Source organism: Enterococcus haemoperoxidus ATCC BAA-382, from assembly GCF_000407165.1.
GTDB classification, from domain to species: Bacteria; Bacillota; Bacilli; order Lactobacillales; family Enterococcaceae; genus Enterococcus_L; species Enterococcus_L haemoperoxidus.
Map to the genome: position 1 here is coordinate 1860352 of NZ_KE136479.1, position 21312 is coordinate 1881663.

20 protein-coding genes are annotated in these 21312 nt (G+C 36.2%); 5 read left to right on the forward strand and 15 right to left on the reverse strand.

What is annotated here, in order from left to right; genetic code table 11:
• Positions 1 to 380 precede the first annotated feature (380 nt).
• A complete protein-coding gene (locus I583_RS08580) occupies positions 381 to 1817 on the forward strand; it encodes an MFS transporter (RefSeq protein WP_010760884.1) in 1437 nt (478 codons plus the stop codon).
• A gap of 81 nt (positions 1818 to 1898) precedes the next feature.
• On the opposite strand, the gene I583_RS08585 is transcribed toward I583_RS08580, so the two are convergent.
• Positions 1899 to 2282, reverse strand: a complete 384-nt coding sequence (locus tag I583_RS08585) for a phage holin family protein (RefSeq protein WP_010760883.1) — start codon at positions 2280 to 2282, stop codon at positions 1899 to 1901.
• A 172-nt stretch (positions 2283 to 2454) separates the two neighbouring features.
• Positions 2455 to 2874: an ArpU family phage packaging/lysis transcriptional regulator gene (locus tag I583_RS08590; protein WP_010760882.1), complete on the reverse strand. Its 420-nt coding sequence runs from the start codon at positions 2872 to 2874 to the stop codon at positions 2455 to 2457.
• 469 nt (positions 2875 to 3343) lie between these two features.
• Between I583_RS08590 and I583_RS08595 the strand changes: the two genes are divergently transcribed.
• The 4 genes from I583_RS08595 to I583_RS08610 all read left to right on the forward strand — a co-directional run bounded on the left by I583_RS08595 (position 3344) and on the right by I583_RS08610 (position 6753).
• Positions 3344 to 3721 (forward strand): helix-turn-helix domain-containing protein, encoded by a 378-nt coding sequence (locus tag I583_RS08595; RefSeq protein WP_010760881.1) that lies wholly within the window; start codon positions 3344 to 3346, stop codon positions 3719 to 3721.
• A gap of 7 nt (positions 3722 to 3728) precedes the next feature.
• Positions 3729 to 4406, forward strand: a complete 678-nt coding sequence (locus I583_RS08600) for an ImmA/IrrE family metallo-endopeptidase (protein WP_010760880.1) — start codon at positions 3729 to 3731, stop codon at positions 4404 to 4406.
• Positions 4407 to 4952: 546 nt separating this feature from the next.
• Entirely contained in the window at positions 4953 to 6083 is a 1131-nt protein-coding gene (locus I583_RS08605; protein ID WP_010760879.1) for a baeRF6 domain-containing protein, read from the forward strand.
• A gap of 469 nt (positions 6084 to 6552) precedes the next feature.
• The gene (locus I583_RS08610; protein WP_010760878.1) at positions 6553 to 6753 is read left to right on the forward strand and encodes a cold-shock protein; all 201 of its coding nucleotides are present in this window, start codon (positions 6553 to 6555) and stop codon (positions 6751 to 6753) included.
• A 99-nt stretch (positions 6754 to 6852) separates the two neighbouring features.
• Here I583_RS08610 and icd read toward each other — a convergent pair whose 3' ends face one another.
• From icd to I583_RS08670, 13 genes are all read right to left on the reverse strand, one after another.
• On the reverse strand, positions 6853 to 8130 hold the full coding sequence (gene icd, locus I583_RS08615) for an NADP-dependent isocitrate dehydrogenase (RefSeq protein ID WP_010760877.1): 1278 nt from the start codon (positions 8128 to 8130) through the stop codon (positions 6853 to 6855).
• Positions 8127 to 9272: a citrate synthase gene (locus tag I583_RS08620; RefSeq protein WP_010760876.1), complete on the reverse strand. Its 1146-nt coding sequence runs from the start codon at positions 9270 to 9272 to the stop codon at positions 8127 to 8129. The genes icd and I583_RS08620 overlap by 4 nt, the downstream gene beginning before the upstream one ends.
• A gap of 192 nt (positions 9273 to 9464) precedes the next feature.
• Positions 9465 to 12170 carry an aconitate hydratase AcnA gene (gene acnA, locus I583_RS08625; protein ID WP_010760875.1) on the reverse strand — a complete coding sequence of 902 codons (2706 nt, stop codon included), beginning with the start codon at positions 12168 to 12170 and terminating at the stop codon, positions 9465 to 9467.
• 1079 nt (positions 12171 to 13249) lie between these two features.
• Positions 13250 to 14641, reverse strand: coding sequence for an oxaloacetate decarboxylase subunit alpha (locus I583_RS08630; protein ID WP_010760874.1), 1392 nt, complete (start codon positions 14639 to 14641; stop codon positions 13250 to 13252).
• A gap of 1 nt (position 14642) precedes the next feature.
• Positions 14643 to 15179, reverse strand: a complete 537-nt coding sequence (citX, locus tag I583_RS08635) for a citrate lyase holo-[acyl-carrier protein] synthase (protein WP_244264864.1) — start codon at positions 15177 to 15179, stop codon at positions 14643 to 14645.
• On the reverse strand, positions 15172 to 16701 hold the full coding sequence (gene citF / locus I583_RS08640) for a citrate lyase subunit alpha (protein WP_010760872.1): 1530 nt from the start codon (positions 16699 to 16701) through the stop codon (positions 15172 to 15174). Before citF ends, citX begins: the two co-directional genes overlap by 8 nt.
• A gap of 1 nt (position 16702) precedes the next feature.
• On the reverse strand, positions 16703 to 17590 hold the full coding sequence (citE, locus tag I583_RS08645; protein WP_010760871.1) for a citrate (pro-3S)-lyase subunit beta: 888 nt from the start codon (positions 17588 to 17590) through the stop codon (positions 16703 to 16705).
• The gene (citD, locus tag I583_RS08650; RefSeq protein ID WP_010760870.1) at positions 17578 to 17886 is read right to left on the reverse strand and encodes a citrate lyase acyl carrier protein; all 309 of its coding nucleotides are present in this window, start codon (positions 17884 to 17886) and stop codon (positions 17578 to 17580) included. The genes citE and citD overlap by 13 nt, the downstream gene beginning before the upstream one ends.
• 13 nt (positions 17887 to 17899) lie before the next feature.
• The gene (gene citC / locus I583_RS08655; RefSeq protein WP_010760869.1) at positions 17900 to 18895 is read right to left on the reverse strand and encodes a [citrate (pro-3S)-lyase] ligase; all 996 of its coding nucleotides are present in this window, start codon (positions 18893 to 18895) and stop codon (positions 17900 to 17902) included.
• A gap of 13 nt (positions 18896 to 18908) precedes the next feature.
• A complete protein-coding gene (locus I583_RS17060; RefSeq protein WP_010760868.1) occupies positions 18909 to 19034 on the reverse strand; it encodes an OadG-related small transporter subunit in 126 nt (41 codons plus the stop codon).
• A 35-nt stretch (positions 19035 to 19069) separates the two neighbouring features.
• On the reverse strand, positions 19070 to 20185 hold the full coding sequence (locus I583_RS08660; protein ID WP_010760867.1) for a sodium ion-translocating decarboxylase subunit beta: 1116 nt from the start codon (positions 20183 to 20185) through the stop codon (positions 19070 to 19072).
• Between the two features lie 43 nt (positions 20186 to 20228).
• Positions 20229 to 20615, reverse strand: coding sequence for an acetyl-CoA carboxylase biotin carboxyl carrier protein subunit (locus tag I583_RS08665; protein ID WP_010760866.1), 387 nt, complete (start codon positions 20613 to 20615; stop codon positions 20229 to 20231).
• A 259-nt stretch (positions 20616 to 20874) separates the two neighbouring features.
• Complete coding sequence (locus I583_RS08670; RefSeq protein ID WP_010760865.1) at positions 20875 to 21204, reverse strand: hypothetical protein; 330 nt, start codon at positions 21202 to 21204, stop codon at positions 20875 to 20877.
• Positions 21205 to 21312 lie beyond the last annotated feature (108 nt).

Consider the following 21312-nt stretch of genomic DNA (forward strand, 5'->3'; position numbering starts at 1 on the left):
TCAGCATTAATTATTCATAGTTACTTATAAAAATCAGACCAATTTTTAGTACTCGATCTGTCTCAATTCACTATCATCCTCTATTAGAACAGATATAACTTCTATAAAGATTGACCTTACTTAAAAAGTATAACAAAAAAATTCATATTTTAGTACAGTTATTCATTTTTTATTGTAACAGAAGTTAAAAATAAACGAACAGAATATCATTTCCCATTATGAAAGCTTCCACAAAGTTCTGGAAATTGACTAAACAATTGATCCTTGCAACCAAAAATAAATTCTTTCCCACTAATTTTATTATTATTTTACTGACATTTTTTTTAAAAATGGAGTATCATAGAAAACGAATTGTTTACATATTTTAAGGAGATGGATAGATGGAATCTGTTAATAGTTTTCAAGAAAATACAGAAGTACAAAAAAATCGCTGGTGGATTTTGGTTTCGGTAGCTATGTTTACTTTCATGTCCACATTAGATGCCAGCATCGTTAATATAGCGTTGCCCACAATTTCTAAAGATATGAATGTCCCGATGAACCAATCAGAATGGATCGTTTCGATTTATTTAATGATCGTCTGCGCTTGTTTATTGCTTTTTGGTAAAATAGGGGATAGTTTTGGTAAAATCAAAGTTTATCGAATCGGTACTGTGATCTTTACAATAGGTTCATTGTTATGTGGTTTTAATCAGTCTTTAGCATTTCTTTTATTTGCACGGGTCGTACAAGGTATTGGCTCAAGCATGACAATGGCAACAAACTCTGGAATCATCACTGAAGTGTTTCCGTTTAAAGAGCGAGGTCGAGCATTGGGGTCCATCGGAGCTTTTGTTTCTTTAGGCTCAATTGCGGGACCAGGAATTGGCGGATTGATTCTTTCTCAATTCTCATGGCCTTATATTTTTTGGATCAACGTTCCAGTTGGAATCATCACGATTTTGATTGGTGAGAAATTCTTACCAAAAGATATTATTAAAAGTGGTAAAAAAGTGGATATGCTCGGCTTTGGTTTATTCGCGTTATTCATTATGACATTCTTTGGCGGTATCTTTATTGGGCAAGAAGTCGGGTTTGATGCTGTCTTATCGTTAGTATTGTTTGCATTGGCATTGCTTTCTTTCATTATTTTTATTAGAGTAGAAAAACGTGTGAGTCAACCATTGATTACTTTTTCGATTTTTAAAAACAAGGTCTTTACGATGAGCTTGATCACAGCAGTCTTAATTTTTTCATCTAACTTTTTTGTGAATGTTGTGATTCCGTTTTATTTGCAGAATGCCCGTGGTTTACCAGCAAGTAAAGCTGGACTTTTAATGATGGTCTTTCCTTTATTGATGGTAGTAGGTTCTCCAATAAGTGGATTTTTAACAGATAAAATCGGTACAAAACTTTTAACCTTATCTGGATTGATTTTGCTTTCGGTCACGTCTTTGATGTATATGTTTTTGAATCAAGGCACTCCTCTTTGGTATTATATTTTAGCGACTGGTATCATGGGATTGGGTAATGCGCTTTTTCAATCCCCCAATAATACAACTGTTATGAGTAGTGTCGCTAAAGAAGATTTAGGTGTAGCTGGAAGTATGAACTCCTTTGCTCGTAATGTAGGGATGGTTCTGGGAATTGCATTAGCTACGACGATTTTATATAACGCAATGAGTGCTGTTTACGGTCAGCGTGTGACGACATTTATAACTGAACGACCTGATATTTTTATTTTTGGGATGAGAATAACTTTCTTAGGCTCGTTTATTTTATGTTTAACAGCTTTAGGTTTAACTCTATTTCGTTCATTCCAATCTAGAAGAAAATAAATACACTAAAAAAATGAAACTGCGGCAGAAAAACCTGCGCTCAGTTTCATTTTTTTAATTAAGCAACATGAATAGCTAGCATTATTCATCTTCTTTTCCATTTTTGATATTCTTGATAAAATTTTCAAATAATTCAGTTCCAATCCCCATCTTTTTATAATTTTCAAGAATTGATTTTAATTCCATTAGTAGATAGCCGACATACAACACATAAATCAGTCCTACCCCTGCTCCACCTGGAATCAATGGTGCTAAGGGAATAAAAAACATTAGCAGCACCATACTTGCTACTTTTCGCAATATCCCATTAATACCTACTTTACTTAAAAAATGAATGTTAGGATTGATTTTTGCGGCTAAGCTGCCACTTAAAAAATCAATGATCATCGCAACGCAAATCAATGTTAAAACGTAAATTGCTTTATGATCTGCATCTACTAAAAAACGATCTAAATACTCAAACATTTTCATAACTACCACCTTTTTTATTTTTTCATTATTTACTTTTCAACTTTGTCCGTCAGTTCAAACTAAATGTCTTTTCTTCTCTTATGTTGAACACTCTTTAACTAACGGCATAACTGTAGTTTACTAGAATTATGGTTGTTTAAACTTGCGAATTCCTCCCATAATTGTGTCACTTTTCTATCAATAGTTTCCCACTCTCATAAGACTCTGCAAATCGAATCATCGCTTTTTCCAGTTCTCTATAAAATTTACTCTCACTCACGTGATATTTCATATAAATTGCGATGTTTGTTGTAAAATTCCGATCCATGTACTTATCGTATAATAGCTGTCTATCATATGTATCCAGCTGATTCATAGCTTCTGTTATTTTTGCTAATTCAACTTCGGCCAAATATTTCCGATCTACTATCTTCTCTGTTTTACGAGAAAATTCGCTATCGTTATTTTTCATTTCAAATATATAAGCAGTCGTTACCTTTGGTGAATGTTTTTCTCCAGCAATTCGTACTAAAGAACGGTATGAGTTTAATACATCATGAACTTTTTTCTTTGTTTTCTTTCGATCGATTTCGGGAAATAATAGCATCTTTTACCCTCTCCTCTACTTATTAGTATAATCCGCATATTTTTCTATATAAATAACTTGACTCTGATAAAATCTTTATAAACGGTAGGATCAAAAGCATTCCCTTCGAAAATAAATACTTCTGTTACAGCCTCGTTTTAGGACTTTATTTTTTTTGCGCACTTACGTATTACTCATCATTTTTGACTCCTTTCTTTTAATTGTTCCTATATTAGTTAATTAACTAATATGGAATAAAATTGTTGACTAAAATTAGCATTTACGCTATCATTTGAGTATAGTTAAATAAGCTTCATTCTAATTCCGCTGCTTTCCTATTTTAGAAATTGACTGCTAGAATGGCTTTGCCTAACTATTTACTGATAAATTAGCTTATAAGAACATTTTAATAGCTTAAAAGCTAATTGTCAACTAAAAATAGCTTTTAAGCTAATGTTTTTTTCATTAAGCTTATGAAAGGTTGAAAAACATGAGTTTAACGTACAGAATTAAAGAACTTGCAGAGAAGAAAAAAGTTACTTTTGCCGAAATAGAACGAAGCACAGGTATTTCAAATGGACAAATTCGTCGCTGGGATACATCTTCTCCTAAGATAGAAAATATCCAAAAAGTAGCTGATTATTTTGATGTTTCTACTGACTATTTATTAGGAAGATCAGAAATACCTTCTATTAATGAAACAGATCAAGAAGAAAATCTTTCTTCTCAAATCATGTTTCGAATGAACACAGAAGGCTTATCTGAAAATGAAGTAGATGAACTGAAAGATGAAGTGGATCGTTTTCTTCGCTTCAGGAGAGCTGAAATTGAACGTGAACGAGAATTAAAACAAGACGACAAGGCGTGATTATTGGATGACAGAGCAAATTGATGAATATCTTAGTTTTTCAGACAGAATAAACGATTATATCTCGGCGTTGATGGTCGCAAATAATATCGGTTATGAAAATTACGACTGTTCTTATCTTTGGGATTTCGTAAAATCTAAGGGAGTTTCAATGCGCAGTTTTCCATTTGATGGTATCGCAAGAGATCGTATTTCAGGTATGATCGTTAAAGACTCTTTAGAGACAACGATTGGCTATAATCAAAATATGAGTGAAAAAAGAAAAAACTTTACAATCAGTCATGAAATCACTCATTATTTATTTCATATGACTGAAAGTGACACAATTTTTACTGATACAGACCGCAGTCTACACTATTCATATAATGAAGTACTTCAGGAATTTCAAGCAAATATTGGGGCTTCTGCGATTCTTGTGCCTGATGTTGTTTTCTTTCGTTTTTTAAAAGAGGGATGGAATTTATCGCAACTATCAAATCATTTTGGCATATCGGAAAGTGCCCTTTATGTTCGTTTGATTCATACGATGCAGGCTAATTTTGGTGTTTCTTATATTGCTGCTAAAACAAATGCGGATGCTATTCGGTATAAATTTAGTGGTAAGGGCCAACATGCGGCCGTTGAGTTGGGTACAAATTTAGAATCACGGTTATTTAGAACGAATCGGTTTATTGAAGCATTGTGATAACAATAAAAGAGCATGAAACTCATCATCGAAAATAATTGATGTGTGTTTCATGCTTTTTTAGCGTAATTATCTGTGTTTTTAAATAAAAAACCACCACGACCGTCGTCTGTGGTGGAAATGAAGGTTGTTATTTACTCTTGGTAGGAGTAAGTATGAAAAACCAATTCGGGATAATTGGCATGAAGACATATTAGCATCTCTATTTAAAATAAAAATGAATCCCTATTTTGTATTTCATAAAAAAACTATGAGGAATTACTCATAGAATAACTTTTTACGTTTTTCTTTCGTTTACATTCTTCCAAACCATATTAGTTCCAACATTTTTATGCCTGTGCTACACTTTTATTAGTACAAAAGAAATGTTACCGATGTATTATTTAGCTTTATGGGCCAGACTCATTCAGCTTTTAATTATATCTAGCTGCACAAATCACTCCTCAGGAAATATGTACACTGTTAATAAAACAAAAAACGGTTCTATACTAATTTTCTAAAGGATTAACTGATTTGTTCCGCTTTAAAATTTAGGAGGAATGTATTATGTTAGATCAAGAAAAAGACAATTTGACTGTTCTATTCTCTGACGAAGTTCAAGGTCCCTTTGTAACATTTATTCTAAATACCCATGTCGCTCACCAAGATGTCGAAAAAGATTCTTTAGCATTTAAAAATTTTGCTAAAGCTGCTAAAGTCCGCTTCGAGAAAAAATATACCGATTTAACTTGGGCACCCTTCCAAGAAAAAATCGATGCTTTACTAGCTGATTCATCCTTTTGGCGTAATGCAACCAAAAGTGTATCTATCATTATTAGTGAAAAAGACATCTTTATCCATCGATTAAATGTCTCCGTTGACAATCAATATTATGTTGACGATCGACCTTATCTCCTAGGCATCATCAAAAATAATCAATTTAATTATCGCTATTATTTAATGGCATTGAATCGTGACTCTATGCAACTTTATTTAGTAGAAAATGATCGAGTAAAAGCAGTCGAGCTACCTGCCGACGCCCCAACTGATCTTGTTGGCGCTCTAGGTGATGAGCTAACTGGCGGTAGTATGAACTATTCTATCCAAGGTGGAACTGGCTACAATGGCTCTTCAAAAGAAGGTGTTGCCTATCACGGTGTCAATACCAAAGATGAAGAAGTAAAAATCGACTGGACTAACTACTATCAAGCAATCGATAATTACTTAAAAGACACATTTGTAAACTCTGACAACTTACCAATTCGCTTGTACGCTTTACCAGAAAACCAAACATTATTTAAAAAAATTGCGAAAAATCCCTATTTAGTAGCGGATGCTTCTGTTCCACTTTCTCCTGCACAAGTTTCTTTTAAGGATATTGAAAAAGGAGCCCATAAAATCAACCAAGAATTAGAAACAATCGAAACAACGGCTTATAATCAATTGCTAGACAAAAAATTTGTCGATCAACTTGTTGATATCGTTCCTGCATCTAATGAAGGAAAAGTCTCTCATTTCTTTATTTCTACAGCTAATTTTGTTAATGAAACAACTGACATGTCGACAGAAGAATTTGATCGACGTAAAGTTTTAAATAAAGTAACAGATAATGTGCTTAGAACTGGTGGGAAAGTTTTTGTTTTAGATCAAAAAGCTGCACCTGATGAAAAAACATTATTAGCTGTGCTACGTTATTAAACGCTGAAATGGACAAGAGCCACTCAACAGAAATGTTGAGTGGCTCTTTAATTAAGTTGATTAAATATTTTTTTAGCTATAAAACCATGTAAAAACTATCTATTAGTAAGGATAACCTTATTCTCATCTAAACAATCTGAACCCTTCCTACTTTCAAATCTATGCAGCTCCAAGGCTGCGCCTTCGGAATAGATTTCTACGATATAACTCTATCATTACTTTCATATTTAACGCTCAATACTCCTATACTATAACAGAAATAAGTTTTTTTTGACAATTAATCTTCATTTCTTAACAAATTTTTATTTTTCAAAGAGATATCACTAGCCAAATGGTCCTAAATATGCTATATTAAGAGTGTAGTTTTTGTTCGGTAATATATGTGTAGCTGTTTCAAATAAACATCTTCCACATTTTCACCTTTCAAGTAATTGCAAAATATGTGTATATCACAAGGAGGATTTTTATTATGGAAACAGGTACAGTAAAATGGTTTAACTCAGACAAAGGTTTTGGATTTATCACTGCAGAAAACGGTAACGATGTATTCGTACATTTCTCAGCTATCCAAGGCGACGGATTCAAAACTTTAGAAGAAGGTCAAGCAGTGACTTTCGACGTTGAAGAAGGCCAACGTGGTCCTCAAGCTACTAACGTTAACAAAGCATAATTAACTTAACATTAGTAAATCCAAACCCTGACGATTAGTCGTCAGGGTTTTTTATAACAAAAAATCGAGTTCAGAATAAACTTATTCTGAACTCGATTTTTATTTACTTCCAATAAGCTTAACTAACTCTTCTCCAAATCCCGAACAACTCAATAAAGTGGCGCCTTCCATTTGATCTGCGAAATCTTTTGTCACAGTTTTATTTCCTAAAGCTTCTTCAATGCTTTGCGTAATCAATTGGCTAACTTCATCCCAACCTAAATAATCAAACATTAATACACCAGACAATAGTAATGATGATGGGTTCAATTGATTCAAGCCAGCAAATTCAGGTGCCGTTCCATGAGTTGCCTCGAAAATCCCATGCCCTGTTTCCAAGTTTAAGTTTGCGCCTGGGGCAATTCCAATGCCACCAACTTGGGCAGCTAAGGCATCAGATATATAATCCCCATTTAAATTCAAGGTGGCAATCACATCATAATTTTCTGGATGCAGTAAAATTTCTTGTAAAAAAATGTCTGCAATCCGATCTTTTATAATCAATTTCCCCGCTGTTTCGGCTTCCGCTAACCGTTGATCAGCAACCGCTCTTCCGGACTTTTCTTTAATTTCTAAATATGTTTTCCAAGTGAATACTTTGTCTCCGAATTCACTTTCAGCCAAAGCATAGCCCCAGTTTTTGAAACCACCTTCTGTAAATTTCATGATATTTCCTTTATGAACTAACGTAACTGATTTTCGCTTATTTTTTAATGCGTGTTCAATTGCCCCTCGAACTAAACGCTCTGTCCCTTCTTTAGAAACAGGCTTGATCCCGATCGCCGATGATTCCGGGAAACGAATCTTATTGACACCAAACTCTGTTTTTAAATACGTAATCAGTTTTTCTGCTTCAGGACTTTTCGCTGGAAATTCGATTCCTGCATAAATATCTTCCGTATTTTCTCTAAAAATCATCATATCTGTTTTTTCCGGATGCTTTAATGGTGAAGGAACGCCTGGGAAATAACGAACGGGTCGATAACAAACATATAAATCTAATTCTTGCCGCAATGCCACATTCAATGAACGAAAGCCTCCGCCAATTGGGGTGGTCAACGGACCTTTTATCGCTACAAGATGGGTTTTGATCAACTCCAATGTTTTATCTGGTAACCAGCTTCCTGTTTCATTAAACGCTTTCTCTCCAGCTAAAACTTCTTGCCAAATCACTTTTCGTGTTCCTTTATAAGCTTTGTTTACAGCTGCATCAAATACATTCTTAGCTGCCTGCCAAATTTCTGGTCCTATACCGTCACCTTCAATATAAGGAATAATTGGGTAGTCAGGAACAACTAATTTTCCATTATCCAACACAACTTTCTTCCCATCTTTCATGCTTCCATGCCTCCCGAATGTAATGTAGTGTTCAAGTTACTATATTTTAATTGCTTAGGACCAATATAATGTGAGCGAGGTCGAATTAGACAATCTTCTTTCTTTTGTTCGTCAATATGACCTAACCAACCAGAAACCCGACTCATTGCAAAGATCAACGTAAATAAATCACTGTCAATATCCAAACAATGGTACACCGTAGCAGAATAAAAGTCGACGTTTGGGATCAATCCTTTTGTCTCTTTTAAATATCGCTCAACTTGGCAAGATAAAAAATACCATTGTTCTTTTTGAGTGATTGCCGTTAGCTCTTTTGCTAATTTTTTTAGATGTTTTTTTCTCGGATCTTCAGTCTTATATACACGATGACCAAAGCCCATGACTTTTTCTTTACGATCTAATTTTTGATTTAAATAGTCTGCTACATTTAGATGTTCAGAATCTATTTCTTTTAACATATCAAAGACTTTTTCGTTAGCACCGCCATGAAGCGGCCCTTTTAAAGAACCAATCGCAGCAGTAATACATGAATACACGTCTGACAATGTAGAAGCGCAGACTCGAGCCGTAAAAGTGCTTGCATTTAAATCATGATCTGCATGTAAAACTAACGCTTGATTCATTGCCGCTACTTGCACTTGATCCGCTTCAACTCCAGTCAACATATAGAGAAAATTTGCCGCTATTGATAAATCATTTCGCGGAGGAATTGGATCCAGTCCTTTTCTCAAACGTGCATATGCTGCAATGATCGTCGGCATTTTTGCTTGCAAAGAAATACTCTGCTGATAGGCTGATCGTTCATCTGTCGCTTCTGCATTTGGATCAAAAACACCTAATAATGAAATCGTTGACCGCAACACACTCATCGGATGAAGATTTTGGCGTGTTTGTATTTTTAAACATGTAATGATCGTATCAGATATCGGCATTTGTGCAGATAATTCTTGTTTGAATTTTATTAACTGTTGTTTCGTCGGTATCTTTAAATACCATAATAGATAAATCACTTCTTCAAATTGAACATTTTCAGCAACTAAATCATCAATATTAAAGCCTGCAAAAAGCAGTTGATTTTCTACGATCGAACTGATTTTTGTTTCAGAAACGACTACGCCTTCTAAACCTTTGTGAATCTCCATCCAAGTTCCTCCTTAATTTAAAAGCGTAGCGGGCTCATTTAGCCTTGACTGAAAAGTAGGAAATTAGATTTTTGAGACTTTTCATTACAAGCCTATTTTATCTTTTTTTCAGAAAGGTTAGCCCGCAAAGCTAGAGAGAAGTATGATAACAACCTTCATGTCGTTTTATCTTCTATTTTTTCTTAACTCAAATTAACGTTGAAGTTTCTTACGAATCACCATTGGCAAAATGCCTCCATGCTGATAATACGTAATATCAACAGCCGAATCAAAACGAAGGATCGTTTCAAATTGAATAGTTTCTCCGTTCGATTTCGTTGCGGTAACAACCACAGTATCCAAAATTCCTTTTGTTTCGTCGATAGCAATATCAAATAACTCAGTTCCTGTTAGTCCTAAGCTATCTGCATCATCCCCTGATTTAAATTGCAATGGTAAAACACCCATCATCACTAAATTAGAGCGATGGATCCGTTCGTAACTTTTAGCGATCACAGCCTCGACGCCTAAAAGCTGTACACCTTTAGCTGCCCAGTCTCTGGATGAGCCCATCCCATAATCATCGCCCGCTAAAATGATAAGTTTGGTTCCCTGTTTTTGGTAGTTCATCGCAGCATCATAAATCGTCATCTTTTCTTGTGTTGGCGTAAAAATGGTATATCCGCCTTCTACATCTGGAACTAGTTGATTGCGAATCCGAATATTAGCTAGTGTTCCTCTCATCATAACCTCATGGTGACCACGTCTGGCACCATAAGAGTTAAATTCACGAACTGGCACACCTCGCTCTATCAGATAGTGACCTGCTGGACTATTTTTTTGAATGCTTCCTGCTGGTGAAATATGATCGGTTGTAACTGAATCGCCAAATTTTGCCAACACCGCTAATTGTTTTAACGGCTTTCGAGGTTCTCTTTCTTTTGTCATACCAGTGAAGTATGGTGGATTTGCAATATAAGTTGACTCCTCTTCCCAACCATATAATGGTTCATCATCTGTTTGAATGCTATTCCATTCTGCATTATCACTAAAAACTCGTGCATATTCTTGTTGGTAAAGTTCTGGTGTAACACATTCATCAATCAATGCTTGAATTTCATCTCTAGAAGGCCATAAATCATTAAAGTAAATGGGAATACCATTTTCACCGATTCCAATTGGCTCATTGAGTACATCAATATCGACCGTTCCAGCTAATGCATATAAAACAACAAGTGGCGGTGAAGCTAAATAATTGGCTTTAACTAAAGGATGAATACGCCCTTCAAAGTTACGGTTTCCACTTAAAACACCTGCGGTTAAGAGATCATTTTCTTTGATAGCTGCTTCGACTTCAGGTTTTAGTGCACCTGAATTACCAATACACGTTGTACAGCCATAGCCAACTAAATGAAAACCTAATTGCTCTAAATAAGGCAATAAGCCCGCTTTTTCTAAATACGCTGTCACAACTTTTGAGCCTGGTGCTAGTGAGGTTTTTACATAGTTTGGTACATTCAACCCAAGTAATGCAGCCTTTTTAGCTACTAATCCTGCACTTAACATAACAAACGGATTCGAGGTATTGGTACATGAAGTAATCGCCGCAATCGTAACTGCTCCGGGCTTTAATTGCTGCTGAACACCTTCTAAATCGAATGTCACGCTCTCTTGCTGTTTTTCGGAAAGTCCAAATCCTTGTAAGCCAACTGGTGCTTGCACAGCTTGTTCAAAAGCTATTTTCATTTTTGATAAAGGAATCAAATCCTGTGGTCTTTTGGGTCCTGCTAAGTTTGCTTCGATCATACTTAGATCGATTTCGATCACTTTTGTATAATTAGGTTCTTGATCGTTTATCGGATCATAAAACAATTGGTTTTCTTTCAAATAGTACTCTGTTACCGCTACTGCTTCATCTTCCCTTCCCGTTAGTCGTAAATAACGAATCGTTTCATCATCTACAGGGAAAAATCCGCATGTAGCACCATATTCTGGTGCCATATTTGCTACAGTCGCTCGATCAGCTAAACTTAGATTAACTAAACCTGCACCAAAAAATTCAACGAATTTTCCAACAACTTTTTGTTGTCTTAAAACCTGCGTAACTTTTAGTGCTAAATCTGTTGCTGTTGCACCTTGCGATAACTCATTGATAAAACGGACACCGACCACTTCTGGAATAGGAAAATAAGATGGCTCGCCAAGCATACTAGCTTCAGCCTCGATTCCACCAACACCCCAGCCTAAAACGCCTAATGCGTTGACCATTGTTGTATGAGAATCGGTCCCAACTAGAGTATCCGGATATACTAATATGGTATCGTCTTCTAATTTTTTTTGCGTTACAACGGATGCTAAATATTCAATATTGACTTGATGAACGATTCCTGTTGCAGGAGGGACGACACGATAATTATCAAAAACTTTTTGTGCCCAACTTAAAAAACGGTAACGTTCTTGATTTCGCTGAAACTCCATTTTCATATTTAACTGTAGCGCTTGTTTCACTCCAGCAACATCAACTTGTACAGAGTGATCAACAACTAAGTCTACGGGTACCTCTGGATTGATTTTAGTAGGATCTCCTCCAAAATCGGCTATTGTTTTTCGTAAAGAGGCTAAATCAACGATTGCTGGAACACCAGTAAAATCTTGAAGGATCACTCGAGCAGGTTTGAATGGAACTTCCCCTACATTTGGCTGATTTGGAGACCATTTAGCTAATTGATCAATATGCTCTTTTGTGATCCCATTATGATTTATCTGTCTCAACAACGATTCTAATAACACACGAATACTATATGGCAATTTATTTATGTAGTGCTGCTTAGAACTTTCCAATGATGAAAGTGCATAATAATAATATTTTTGATGATTCATTTCAAAATACGTTTTTGCTGTTTGTGTTTTGGTTGTCAAAATCATCCCTCCTTGATTTAATCATTTTTGATACCGTCAATGCTATATTGCCGCAATTATACCTACATAATTAGGAAATGTAAATATATCGAATTGGAAATCAAGTTACATTAACTAACACGTTTGAGTTATATATATGTAAGGTTATAAACGTCTATATAAAGGGATTTTTTCTGATAAAAAAATTTATCCCCGATTAAAATTAGTTGTTACACATATTTTATACATCTTATTTTAATCTTAATGCAATTGTTTTATTTTTAAAATACAGATAACATTTAACCGGAAATTACTTACTGATTTAAGGGCGTTTTTTTAGTTATTTACCGTTTTCATGTTAGTTGAATTTTTATTTTTCTACGAATAGCTAGTATGCTCTTTGGTATAAAAAATATTCGGAAAGAAATTCATCCTGCTGCCCAAAATCTATATGTGATTATAGGCTTTATCAAACTTTAACGACTATACTGTTGCTAGATTATAATTTGTACCGCTAGATTCATATCTATATGCTCATCTATTGCGGTTTTTATTCTATAAGTTAAAATTCTTCATCAGTTACTTTTTCACGTTGTTTCTATTTCTGATATTGAACAGTTTTTTTGACTCAACTGCCCTCTTTATAATTTTATAAATCTTTTCTTTTATTTCTATGTTCTTCCTCCAAAAGCCTTTCTATCTGTATTGATTGTCCACTCTGTGATTAAACATTTCATAAAATCCAGCACTGAAAAAGATCCAGGTAAGAGTAAGTAGCGAACACCAAATCTTTTATAAAAGATTTATGTTAGTACAGGACTGTATACTCCATTTAGATAAACTTACATATTGACTAAATCAATCTGATTTTCATTTATTCGTCCTGTATCATCAATAGCTTATATTTTGAAGCTTTTTAATAGAATTAACTATAAAATTATCTAAACTTCTCAATGTGAAATAGTCTTGATTGTAATTAAAAAATGTATTTATTCACTATTATTAATACAATAAGAAAAGATTAAGTTTACTTATAAGTCATACTAAAAAAGAATGAGCTTATTTCCAAACAATACCGGAAATAAATTCATTCTTTTTTTCTAAATATCTAATGTAACACTCACTTCTTGCAGAGGAACATCATAAAATCGATCTTCTCTTCTACCTAAAAAGTCTTTTCCTTGTTGTGGGAACAATGCATACATTAAAACATCTTCAGTTGATTTTGCATATTCTGCGATTTCTTTTTCATACTGCGGAAGTTCTGGCGTCAGTAAGTCAGCTGGCCTAACCGTGATCACTTCTTCTTCACCAATAATCAATTTCGTCATTTCTTCTGAAATTGCTACAGGCGGTTTTCCATACAAGCCTTTCACATAATCCCTGATTTCTTTCGGTACTATTTTATAACGTTCACCGCTGATAACGTTCATTACTGCTTGGGTTCCTACCATTTGAGATAGTGGTGTGACAAGTGGCGGATAGCCTAGATCTGCACGAACTTTTGGCACTTCTCTTAGGACTTCTTCGTATTTATCTGCTAAACCTTGTTCGGTCAATTGGCTTAACAAATTCGATAACATACCACCTGGAACTTTATAAATCAACGTTTTTGGCTCTGTATCTTTTACTTTAGGATTCAACAAGCCTTCTTCTCTAAATTTATCACGGATCGGATTAAAATAGTCCGCCACTTCTGCAACTTTTTTCATATCTAAATGCGTATTGTACCCTAAGTTTTCCAATGCAAGCGCCATTGATTCTGTGGCTGGTTGACTTGTTCCACCAGAAAATGATGAAATGGCTGTATCAATAATATCTGCACCTGCTTCAACAGCTTTTAGATAGGTCATTTCAGCAATCCCACTAGTTGCATGTGTATGAACTTCTAATGGTACTTGGATTTTATTTTTGATTTCTGTAACCAAACGATATGCGTCATCCGGTGTCAAAATCCCTGCCATATCCTTTATACAGATGGAATCTGCGCCCATTTTTTCTAATTCTGTGGTCAATCCCACAAAATAATCGATCGTATGAAAATCGCTCGTTGTATAAGAAATAGCCGGCTGACAATGACCGCCGAATTTTTTTGTTGCTTCGATTGAAGTTTGCAAGTTTCTTGTATCGTTCAACGCATCAAAAACGCGGATAATATCAATCCCATTTTCAATTGACTTTTGTACAAAGGCTTCTACCACATCATCGGCATAATTTTTATACCCAAGTAAATTTTGTCCACGTAAAAGCATTTGTAATTTCGTATGTTTAACTGCTTTTCGAATCGTTCTTAAGCGTTCCCAAGGATCTTCATTCAAGAAACGAATACAGGCATCAAATGTTGCCCCGCCCCAAACTTCCAAAGCATGATATCCTGCTTCATCCAATGTTTGAATGATCGGTAACATATCGCTCGTTGGCATTCGTGTCGCGATTTGGCTTTGCTGACCGTCCCTCAGCACTGTTTCTGTAAAAAGGATTTCTTTTGTCATTTCATCCTTCCTTTCTCAATAGTTGACTGATTGTTTCTTGCATTTCTTCTACACTATGGCGTCTTTGTCTACCGCAAATTTTTGCTTCTTCTTCACAAATGAAACAGGTTCTTGGTTTGTAATTTAATTCGCTACGACTGACTGAACACAAGGCTTGCTCTTTTAAATAAACGACATCTAAATCCATCAAACGGCCATAGCGATGCGTTTCTTCAACTTTAATTAGCTTTCTTTTTAGCTCTTTTGCTGTTTCATTAAGGACTAGATAATATTCAGAACCTGTTTTTAACTCTCGGTGTTTAAGAGCTGCTATTTTTTCAGGAGGAAAAAGAGAATTGATCTCTTTCATGACAGTTAAAAATGCTTGTCTTAGCTGCTCATTTGTTTTTACAGGCCCTGGAATATTCATCGTAGCGCTTAATAAGACACAGTTAGGATGCTTTTGTAAAAGTTCTTGCTGAATATTCGCTCGTTTTTCTCGTACATTCAGCATCTCTATCAGCGTAATCGTCTCTCCAGTTAAATGGGTTTTAGACATTTTTGACCACATCGATAATTGAACCATCACGATATTCGATCAATGCAACGACTTTATCCCCATACTTGATTGCATCTGGTCGAGCTACGATACTGTAAGCTTTTTCTTGAAGTTCTTTCATCGTTAATTGTGGAACATCTAAAGCTTTAAAATGTTCGACTAAGTCTGGTCGTTCTGGATTGATCGCAATCCCAACTTCCGTCACCACAACATCAATGCTGCTGCCTGGTGTTACGACTGTATTGACCTCTTCAACGATTGTTGGAATTCTACCTCTGATTAAGGGGGCAATGACTAAGCTCATCTTACAAGCCGCACTTGTATCTGAATGCCCGCCAGATGCACCACGAATCACGCCATCTGATCCTGTAATCACGTTCACATTAAAATTCGTATCAATTTCTAGCGCAGAAAGAATCGCTGTATCTAATTGATTGATGACAGAACCTTTGCTTAAAGGTGAAGCATACATATTTGCATCGATTTCGTAGTGGTTCTCATTCTCACCTAAAGAAACGGCAGACGGATGATCAAAATCTTGTACGTCAATGATTTTTTCAACAAGTCCTTCTTCCAATAACTCAACCATCGCATTGGTGATCCCGCCTAAAGCAAAACTGGCTGTAATACCATCTTTGATCATCGCTTCTTTCAAAAACCTAGAAACAGCTAAGGCTGCACCACCCGTTCCTGTTTGGAACGAAAAACCATTTTTATAATACGGTGAATGCGTAATTACTTTCGCTGCATATTCTGCAATCAACAGTTCTTTCGGGTTTTTGGTAAATCGAGTAGCCCCTTTGGCTATCCCATCAGGATCACCGATCGCATCAACCTCTACGACAAAATCTACATCCGTTTGTGGAATGCTGATTGGTGTATTTGGATAGGGCATCAAGCTATCTGTGATAATCACTACTTGATCGGCATACTTAGCATCGATCATCGCATAGCCTAATGAGCCACATGTGGCTTTGCCTTTGGTTCCATTTACATTACCATACGCGTCTGAACTTGGTGCTCCAAGAAAGGCCACATCGATATGAATATCGTCTGCAGCAATCGCTCTTGCACGTCCACCATGTGAACGGATCACAACTGGATTTTCCATAATTCCTTCAGAAATCGCAGCGCCGACTTTATCACGTAACCCACTAGAGGTAATATTTGTCACCACACCATTTTTGATATGATTGATCAATGGTTCATGAACATTCGCGATCGAGCTGGGTGCAATCGATAGATTTTTGATCCCTAATGCCGCAATCTCATCTAACACCATGTTCATAACAAAATCACCTTCACGAAAATGATGATGGAAAGAAATTGTCATACCGTCTTTTAATCCTGTTTTTTCAATCGCTTCTTTTAAACTACCTAATAACTTTGTATCTCTTGGCCTCACAGGATTGATCGTGCGGCTAGCCTCTTTATACTCACGAATATTCGCTAGCTCTCCTTTAAATAAACCGTATTGTTCAGCATAATTATCTGGAATTTCTTTGCCTACATTATTTTTCATCTTAGACTTCCTCCTCAGAAATTAATTTTGCTGCAATAGCCAGTGCAATCACTCGCTCTGCTCGTTCAACAATTGGTTTATCCACCATTTTACCATTCACTGAAATTACACCTGAACCTTTCGCTTCCGCTTCACGAATCCCCCAAATTACTTCTTTCGCATTTTGGATTTCTTTTTCTGTTGGTTCATAGACACTGTTTACTAAAGGGATTTGACGTGGATTAATAACAGACTTACCGTCAAATCCTAATTGTTTGATCAGCTCAACTTCTGCTAGGAACCCTTCTGTATTATCGACATCTGAATAGACTGTATCGATTGCTGCAATTCCTGCTGATCTAGCTGAGTGTAAAATAAAACTACGTGCGAAAAACAATTCTTGGCCGTCTGGGTATCGGTGTGTTTTCATATTTGTTACATAATCTTCTGCTCCAAGTGCGATACCAATCAAGCGGTCACTTGCTTGTGCAATTTCTCGCGCATTTAAAACACCTTCAGCCGATTCGATTGCAGCCATCATTTTTGTTGTCCCAACGCTTACGCCATATTTTGTTTCCATTTCAGTGATCACAGCTGCCACATCCACAATATCTTGAGCTGTTTCTGTTTTTGGCAAGCGGATCACATCAACACCTGCTAAAACCATCGCTTCAACATCTTGACGCCCCACTGTATCTAAGCCATTGATTCGAACGACCGTTTCGACAGTCGAGTAATCAAATGTTCGTAAAGCATTATAGACAAGTAAACGAGCACTATCTTTTTCTTTTAAAGAAACAGCATCTTCTAAGTCAAACATCAACGAATCAGCGCCGTATAAAGTCGCATCTCTTAGCATTGAAGCATTCGCTCCTGGTACAAACATCATCGTTCTTCTTAAACGTTCCATGTATTTAACACCTGCCAGTCTACATTTTCTTCACCAGCAGCACGATAAACAGCTGCCACTGTTCGAGCTTGGATGGTACAATCCAATGCACCTTTATCAATTGCCTGAACCTTCGCGTCAGTGACTGACAAATTAGTTAAAGTCTCTTGTATTTTTTCGCGAATTTGACGTCCAAACTGTTTTTCAACACTACTGTCTAGTTCAATTTGAATTCCTTGTCCACTGTTTTTCCCAATTGTAATCATAATATCGCTTGATTCAGTTGTACCAGCAGATGCGTTTTGTTTGATTTCCAAAATAGACACCTCATTACTTATTTTTTTGTTTGATTATTTCTTCAAAAGTTTTGGGTGGAACAAGTGATTTAATTGCTGCATAATTCTCTTGTTCCATTAAAGCACGAACTTTTGTGGCACTGATTGCTTCTCCATCTATTTTTTTTCTTGGTAAAACAACTAGTTTCAGCTCAGAACCAAACGTCTTTTTCATCGCCTGATTGTAAATCTCTGTTACTGCTGAAAACGGCTCTTCTCCAACAAATCTAGTTGAAATTGACAGAACACAAGCAATCTTTTCTTTAAATAAAGTGGCATCCAAAACAGCCTGGACTTCCGCAATACTAGCCTTGGCCTGATCTTTCAAAAAATAAGATGGAAAGGTTGCACTGGATACCATATATTCTCTTGTTGGTAAAACCACTACATTTGCTAAATGACGAACACCTTCTTGTACTAGTTCAAAACGTGTTTTTGCATCAAATAGCGATCGTTCCTCGGATAAAACAAACAGATACACTGTTTCCGAACGTTTAGCGGCTTCTGTCACTAAATATAAATGACCATTGGTAAATGGATTGGCATTCATTACAATTGCAGCATTTTGTTTTGTCTCTCGTCGATGCTTTTTAAGGTCCACTAAATAGTCTTCAAAATTAGGAAACCCTTGCTCCATGAAAACCAATTCATTCGTTGCAGCAATTTCCGTAAAACCCAAAGAGTGAAACAACTTGCTAGTTTTTGGCTTTGTATACAAGAAATAATGCTGATATCCTATTTCCTGCAGCTCTTCTCGTAAAGCTTGAACAATTTGAGAAAGCAGGTTTTCATTTTGATAGGAGGAATCAATTGCAATACATTTTAGAATATTCCTAAAAGTCGATCCTGTTCCAATCAGTTTTTCCTGATCATAGATACCAATCGTATAGTCTAACTGGTCATCCGGTATAAGATCGGCGTTAATCAAAAAATCTGACCACTGCTGTTTTCTTGTCAAATCTCGATCAAGCCAAATTCTTCTGATGTTCATTGTTTAACACTTCCTAGCTTTTCGGTGGGAATAATTTATTTAACATAAACGACGCAAAGTAGATCACGAAAATGACAACAAACACGCCACCCCAACCAAAAACCAATAACTCTAATGATTTCAATAAATCAGCTGACATAAACAAGCTCCTTTCCCTTTCTTCTATTCAAAACGCTACGCAAGCAACGCTAATAATAAGCCGCCCGCAATAACTGAGGCAATCTGTCCAGATACATTTGCACCTGCTGCATGCATTAAAATAAAGTTCTGTGGATCTTCGTCTGTTGCCATTTTTTGAATTACTCGACTAGACATTGGAAATGCTGAAATTCCTGCAGCACCAATCATTGGATTGATTTTTTCTTTTCTAAACAGGTTCAATAATTTGGCAAATAAGACACCCCCAACTGAATCCATTACAAAGGCAACTAATCCCAAACCAATAACCATTAACGTATCAATTTGTAAAAATTCTTCATATTGCATTTTCACTGAAATCGCCAATCCTAGCACAATACTGATGATGTTTACCAGCTCATTTTGTGCTGTTACAGATAAACGATCTAAGACTCCACATTCACGCAGTAAATTCCCAAACATTAAGAATCCAACTAAAGGAAGGGAAACTGGTGCTACCAATCCAGCGACAATTGTAATTACGATTGGGAATAAAATTTTCGCTGTTTGTGATACTTCACCAGCACGATACGTCATACGAATTTTACGTTCTTTTTTTGTCGTAACTGCTTTGATTGCGACTGGTTGAATAATTGGAACTAAGGCCATATAAGAATAGGCCGCTACCATGATCGCACCCATATATTTCGAATTCAACGTGTTGGCAACAAAGATTGACGTTGGTCCATCTGCTGCTCCGATGATTCCAATAGAAGCTGCATCATTTAAATCAAAACCTAATAAAACGGCCGCAATAATTGTAAAGAAAATCCCGAATTGAGCGGCTGCACCGAACAATAATAAAAATGGATTTTGTAATAATGGACCGAAATCGATCATAGCGCCAATACCGATAAATAGTAACAATGGAAATAATTCCGTCGAAATTCCTATATCAAACAACACTTGAAACGGACCAGCTTCTCCACCAGCACTTAGTACTCCTGAATTGGGAAAGTTAACTAAAATCGTTCCTAATCCCATCGGTACAAGTAAGGTAGGTTCATACTCTTTTTTGATCCCCAAGTACATCAGGATACCTCCGATGACCATCATTACAATACGTCCCGGCTCCTGTCCCATTCCTACTACACCTTCAATTAATGTCTCCACAAACGTCACTTCCTCTTTTTAAATTAAACTACTTTTTTCTTCTTTAACCAATTGTAATTAACGGTTCTCCAGGATTGACCATATCCCCCTGCTTAACATGTATCCCTGTGACTAGGCCAGATTTACCAGCTACAATTTCATTTTCCATTTTCATCGCTTCAAGAATCATTAACGGTTGATTCTCCTGAACTGTATCGCCAACATTTACCAAAATTTTCAAGATTGTTCCAGGCATAGGTGATGGCATTGCATCGCTTCCAGCAGGTGTGCTTGCTACAGGAGCTGCTGTTTCTACTGGCGCTGGCGTTGGCGCCACTTCTGCTACAGGTGCTACTGGTGCTGCTATTGGCGCTTGTGGCACACCACCAATTTCTTCCATTTCTACTAAATACTCTTTTCCATCGATTGAGATTTTAAACTTACGTAACATTTCTTTTCCTCCTAAAATTTAAAGTGTAATGGGCTCGTCCGGTCTCGACTGAAAAATAGGAAATTATGACTGAGGTGATTTTTGCCTCATTCATCATTTATCTTTTTTCCGAGAGACTAGCCCATGGAACTAGATAACACAAACGCACAATGGGCTCGTCCAGCTCTGACTGAAAAATAGGGAATTACGACTGACGTGCTTTTTGCCTCATTCATCATTTTCCAAACAAACTGACCGATGCTATCAAGTAATTCAAAAACTAACTCGTTCTTTTCTCCTTGATTGACCGAATGAGAAACTGACTCTCTGCGTGATCAGCCGATGCAATACTAGTAGCGATCACAGAAACCAGTTGTGCTTCTGGATTTCTTTTTGAAATACGTTTAATCCTAAATTCACTTTCTGGTTGATCTCCAGCAGCGATTGCGGTTGCAATCAGCGAAACAAATTGATATTCTTCACTTTCTACTGGAATGTAGCCAACAACTTCCTGCCACTCATTCTGTTCTTCTATTATAGGAGAAAGTCGTACTTCATCTGATTTTATTTCTGTTTTTTCTTTATTAAACAGCCGTTCAAATAGACCCATGAACTCACATCCTTTCTGTTTATGAATTCATTATAGGTAAAAACGATTACAATAAAATGAAATCATCAACCTCAAATTGTTCTTTCTCTGTTCCTCTTTGTCCAAAAA